Origin of the sequence: Mycetocola sp. (genome assembly GCF_046716805.1) — a bacterium.
Classification (GTDB): Bacteria; Actinomycetota; Actinomycetes; order Actinomycetales; family Microbacteriaceae; genus Mycetocola_A.
Genome location: NZ_JBKJWH010000040.1, coordinates 1 through 4,968 on the forward strand (window position 1 = coordinate 1; position 4,968 = coordinate 4,968).

Here is a 4,968-nt window from a genome sequence, read left to right on the forward strand (position 1 = left end):
ACGCCTATAATTTGCGATGCGCTCGCCCGCGTCGACGCGTTCGACACCGCGTACCACCTCCTGACCCAGACGGCGTTTCCGTCCTGGCTCTACCCGGTGACGATGGGAGCGACCACGATTTGGGAGCGCTGGGACAGTATGCTGCCAGACGGCAGCATCAATCCCGGCGAGATGACTTCGTTCAACCACTACTCGCTCGGTGCCGTGGCCGACTACCTGCACAGGGTGGTGGGCGGCCTCGCGCCGGCAGCACCCGGCTACCGGAAGCTGGCTATCGCGCCGCGGCCGGGCGGGAGACTGACCTCCGCGAGCGCGGAGCTGCTCACCCCTTTTGGGGTCGCGTCCAGCGCTTGGACCCGGGTGGGGAATGACTTCACCCTCGATGTCGTGGTACCGACCGGTGTCTCGGCTCGGGTGTCGGTGCCGGGCGAGGCTCAGGCTCGAACTGTCGGTGCCGGAAAGCATCGGTTCAAGGCCGTCGTGCGGGCGGCAGACGCGGACCCGGCGAGGACCGCCAGGGTCAACCACCATAATCCGGAAGAACGGGCCGCCGTGACAGCCATCGCCTGACCCCCGGCGTTACAGCGCGAGCGGGGCGGGGGCCGAGTCGATGTGACCCACCGAACTCGCCCGCGCCATCAGGTGCGGCAGTAGGGTGAGGACCTGGTGTTGGTGGGTGGCTGGATTCGTGATCGCGTCGGCCAAAAGCTCAGCCCCGCGCACGCCCATCTCGAAACCGGGCTGCCCTATGGTCGAGATCGGGATCAAGCTGTCCCAGACCGCATTGTTGTTGTCGTATCCGATGATGGCGATGTCTTCGGGCACCCGGATGCTGTTTTGGAACCTTTGGATTATGCCCAGCGCGAGCAGGTCTGATGCGGCGACGATGCCGTCGGGACGCTCGGTCAGGTCACGTTGGATCAGCGCGTCCGCGACGGCACGGCCCTCCGGCGCGTTGACAGCGGTCACGATGATTTCCTCCAGCGCCACCGTGCCGCCGGACTCGGCGATGGCCCGTTCCACGCCTAGCCGGCGCGCGAGGAGGGGGGCAAGGCGGTCGGGGCCACCGACGAAAGCCAGGCGGGAGCGGCCCAGGTCGATCAGGTGCCGTGCCGCGATATAGCCGCCGTACTCGTTGTCGACGATGACCGAGCAACCCTTGTCAGCCGGGGTCGCCACGTTCAGGAGCAGGAGGGGCTGACCGCGTTCCTTGATACGCTCGAGCCCCTCCGTCGACGCCTCGAACGGCGCGAGGAGAATACCGGCGAAGCGCGATTGTTCGAACAGGTCCAGATAGGTCTGCTCCTTGGCCAAGTCGTTGTCACTGTTGGCCAGAAGCAGCGACATGCCGCCTTTTTGCGCGCCGACCTCCGCGCCGCGAGCAATGTCCACGAAGAAGGAGTTCCCAATATCGGTGACGATCAGGCCCATGGTGGAGCTCCGGCCGCGGGCCAGGGAGCGGGCCTGATCATTGCGCACAAAGCCCAGTTCGTCGATGGCGGCCTGGACGCGCCGGAGAGTGGGGGCGGCCACCTTCTGCGGATGGTTGAGCACGTTCGATACCGTGCCCAGGGCCACGCCGGCCAATGCGGCCACGTCACTCATGCTTGGCGCGCCGCTCTTGTCGATCCGCGACGGGGTCTGCTGTTGAGTACTCATCTGCTGCCCCTTACCGATGACATCCGCCGTGAACCGGCCGTGGCCTGGTCATATCCTATGCCGGACCTCGAAGCGCTTCAGAGGGACGCTCCGCTCGCGCCCTCTTCCACGCGCAGAAAGAGGGCGGGGGTGAAGGTCGCTGCCCTCTCCCCCGCCCTCCGGATACGCTCTACTTGATCTTGAACGTCGCTGCCGCGTCAGTGTCGACGGAGCCGCCGACATGCACGGTGTAGTTGCCCGGCGCGGTCGTCCAGGATTCGGTGGATGCGTTCCAGTACTGCAGCAGGCGCAGGTCCGCGAGATCCTCACTGGAGAGAGCGATCTCGACGTTGCGGTGCTCGCCCGGCTGCAGTGTCACATGCTCCCACCCGATCAGACGCTGCGACGGTTCGCCTGCCCCGGCGGGCAACTCGACGTACACCTGCGCCACCTCAGTGCCCACCCGGTCACCGGTGTTGGTGAGTCGGAATCGCACCCGGATCTCCTTGTCACCGGAGGTGGACTGCGGGGTCACGGTGACCTTGCTGTAGTCGAATTCGGTGTACGACAGTCCGTGCCCGAACGCGAACAGCGGATCGATGCCCTGCGCTTCATACCAGTGGTATCAGAACTGAAGTCCTTCGGTGAAGCCCACCTGGCGGATCTCCGTCGAACCCGCTGGGCGGGTCGTCGATCCGTTGCTGAAGACGCCCGGGTACTGCGCCGGGGTCTTCGTCGGCACGTCAGCCAGCGACGCGGGGAACGTCATCGGGAGCTTGCCCGACGGCGACACGTCGCCGAAAAGCAGGCCCGCGAGGGCAGGTCCGGCCTGCTCACCCGCGTACCAGGCCTCGAAGACGCCGGAGACCTCGTCGATCCACGGCATCTCCACGGCGCTTCCCGTGTTCAGCACGACTACGGTCGAGGGGTTGGCCGCCGCGACGGCGGCGACGAGCGCGTCCCCGCCGCCCTGCAACTTCAGGTCGGGAAGGTCGCTGAACTCGCCCATGCGCTGGTAGCCGAACACGATGGCGACGTCCGCGGAGGCAGCCTGCGTGGTGACACTGGCAAGGTCGGTGCCGGGGTTGAATGTCACCGTCGCACCCGCAGCGGCGGCGCGCTCGCGGATCGCAGTTTCCGGCGAGACGAGGTCCTCGCAGTTCATCGTGCCGGCGTTGTTGAAGCGCCAGGCCATGCTGCAGACGGAGGCGGCGCTCACGCCGTTCGTCGGGGTGCTGGATGCCGTCGGCCCGAACAGTGCGATGGTCTGGCCGGCCTCGGGAGCGATCGGGAGGACCCCATCGTTTTTGAGAAGCACGGTGCCCTGTTCAGCGAGCTGCCGAGCGATCGCCTTGTGTTCAACGGTGGAAGCATCCGCGACGGGCGTCGTCGGAAGCGGCGTGTCAAAGAGACCTCCCCGGATGTAAGAGGCGATCACGCGGGTGGCCGCCTCGTCGATGCGCGCCTGCGTGATCGTCCCGGCGGCCAAGGCGGCGTCGAGCAGCGCAGGAGTGAAGAACCGTGGTCGGTTCAGCTCCTGGTCGAGGCCGTTCATCAGGGATGCGGCGGTGGAGTGCACGGCGCCGAAATCGGAGACTACATAGCCTCCAAACCCGAGATCACCCTTGAGGTTGGTGTTCAGGAGGGGGTTCTCGCACCCGTAAACGCCGTTGATCTGGTTGTACGAGCACATGACGCTCTCGGGCTCGCTGCGGTTGAGAGCAATTTCGAACGGCAGCTCATAGACCTCGCGGAGGGTGCGCTCGTCCATGTTGGAGGAGCTCGTCTGACGATCAAGTTCCTGCTCGTTGGCCACGTAGTGCTTGAGGTTCGAGATGACGGGCTTGTCAGGGTTGCCGTTCTCGAGCCCGTTCACGGTAGCGGCGGTGAGCAAACCGGTGAGGAGAGAATCCTCGCCAAAGTACTCGGGTGTCCGCCCGGACAGCGGCGTACGCCCGCTCGCCAGGCCGGGGCCGAGCACACCGTTCTTCCCCTTATCAAATGCCTCAGCGCCCTGCGCGACGCCCTTCGCCTCGGCGAGGCCTTCGTTCCAGGTCGAAGCGACCGCGATAGGAGCCGGGAACGCCGTAACTCCAGCCGTAAAACGGACGCCATCGGGGCCGTCTGTGTAAACGACAGTCGGCGTGCAATCTACCTGCACTGGGTAGGTTACCCCGGAGAAGGCGGTCTGCTGGGGACTATTGGCCGGCTGTTCGACAAGCCACCGGTATTTCTGGTGTTGTGTGCTGGCCGCCAGCAGGGCTTGGGCTCGCTTCTCGGGCGAGCTCGCTGCATCCATCCACGGTACCGTCGCGCAGTCCGCCGCAGCCGCGGCGCCAGCACCGACCCCGACGATTGTGGGAGCTAAGAGAGCTGCCGCCAGAACCGGCGCGAATGCGCGCCTAATCTTAGGTTTCCGTACAGATGTGGGCAGGGGCGTTTGGTTCGTCATGAATTCCCTCTTCGTTGAGAGTTACGCAGCTATTGAAGCGCTTCAATTGAAGCATTTGAACTTTACTGGAGTTTGTCGTCACGAGTCAAGGTTGAGTACACATGGCACCCTACTAACTGACGCGGCGGTGCAAGCCTCCGTCGGGTCAGCCGGGTCCCTAGCCGCTTCGCACAGTCGATGGACCGCTCAGCCCTGAGGGGCTCGTTCGAGGCCCACCGTTCCGGCCTAAGATCGTTCTCACCACCAAGTCAGCCAGTTTCCTCGACAACTTGATGGGCCAGACGCTGAGAAAGGAATACCGAGACGCGCTGTTGGCTTCGGGTATCGCGGTAGATGAGGGGCTCATCATCCAGGCCGAACACCGAGATGATGCCGTCTTCGATGCCGCGAACTCGGAGAGCTTCTCGACTCAGGTGTGGCTCCGGACGCCCTATTCTGCGCGTTCGATGGTCTCGCGGTGCCGGTGCTGCGGGAGCTCGCCTCGCGCGGTGTGCGCGTTCCGTCGGATATCGCGGTGCCCGCTTCGACGACGAACGTGCAGCGATTCTTCTGAATCCGCAGCTGACGACGTCGCGGCAGCCATACGATCAGATGGGACGGGCGGCCGTTGATCTCCTTCTCGGAGCGATCGACGGTGAGCGTCCAGAATTGAAGAGACACGAGTTCGCCGCGAAATTGGTCACCCGCACGTCAACGACGGGGCACTGACCGGCGGGGGAACCCTTCACCGGGACAGACGAAGCGCCCTCGCACGGTGCGCCTCGACACGTCAACTATGCGCTCGGTAACCACGAGTCACATAACAGGAACACACACCGGGACCCGCTAAGGGGACCATGCAATACCTGGTCCTGTCCCCCACACTGTGGACGTGGCGA

Annotated in this window: 5 protein-coding genes and 1 pseudogene; 3 read left to right on the plus strand and 3 right to left on the minus strand. The window is 64.9% G+C overall.

Going from position 1 to position 4,968, the window contains the following annotated elements:
- Positions 1-570: alpha-L-rhamnosidase C-terminal domain-containing protein (locus ACLQ62_RS03260; RefSeq protein WP_411720231.1), on the plus strand; the 570-nt coding region annotated here is incomplete at its 5' end.
- Positions 571-579: 9 nt separating this feature from the next.
- Here the strand turns inward: ACLQ62_RS03260 and ACLQ62_RS03265 are convergent.
- The 3 genes from ACLQ62_RS03265 to ACLQ62_RS03275 all read right to left on the minus strand — a co-directional run bounded on the left by ACLQ62_RS03265 (position 580) and on the right by ACLQ62_RS03275 (position 3,937).
- Entirely contained in the window at positions 580-1,659 is a 1,080-nt protein-coding gene (locus ACLQ62_RS03265) for a LacI family DNA-binding transcriptional regulator (RefSeq protein WP_411720232.1), read from the minus strand.
- 169 nt (positions 1,660-1,828) lie between these two features.
- Positions 1,829-2,173, minus strand: a complete 345-nt coding sequence (locus ACLQ62_RS03270) for a fibronectin type III-like domain-contianing protein (protein WP_411720233.1) — start codon at positions 2,171-2,173, stop codon at positions 1,829-1,831.
- A gap of 90 nt (positions 2,174-2,263) precedes the next feature.
- Complete coding sequence (locus ACLQ62_RS03275; protein WP_411720234.1) at positions 2,264-3,937, minus strand: glycoside hydrolase family 3 protein; 1,674 nt, start codon at positions 3,935-3,937, stop codon at positions 2,264-2,266.
- A 568-nt stretch (positions 3,938-4,505) separates the two neighbouring features.
- Here ACLQ62_RS03275 and ACLQ62_RS03280 point away from each other — a divergent pair.
- A complete protein-coding gene (locus tag ACLQ62_RS03280; RefSeq protein ID WP_411720235.1) occupies positions 4,506-4,643 on the plus strand; it encodes a substrate-binding domain-containing protein in 138 nt (45 codons plus the stop codon).
- Positions 4,625-4,798: pseudogene (locus ACLQ62_RS03285) on the plus strand (substrate-binding domain-containing protein); the annotation flags it as partial. The gene ACLQ62_RS03280 and the pseudogene ACLQ62_RS03285, both read left to right, overlap by 19 nt.
- Positions 4,799-4,968 lie beyond the last annotated feature (170 nt).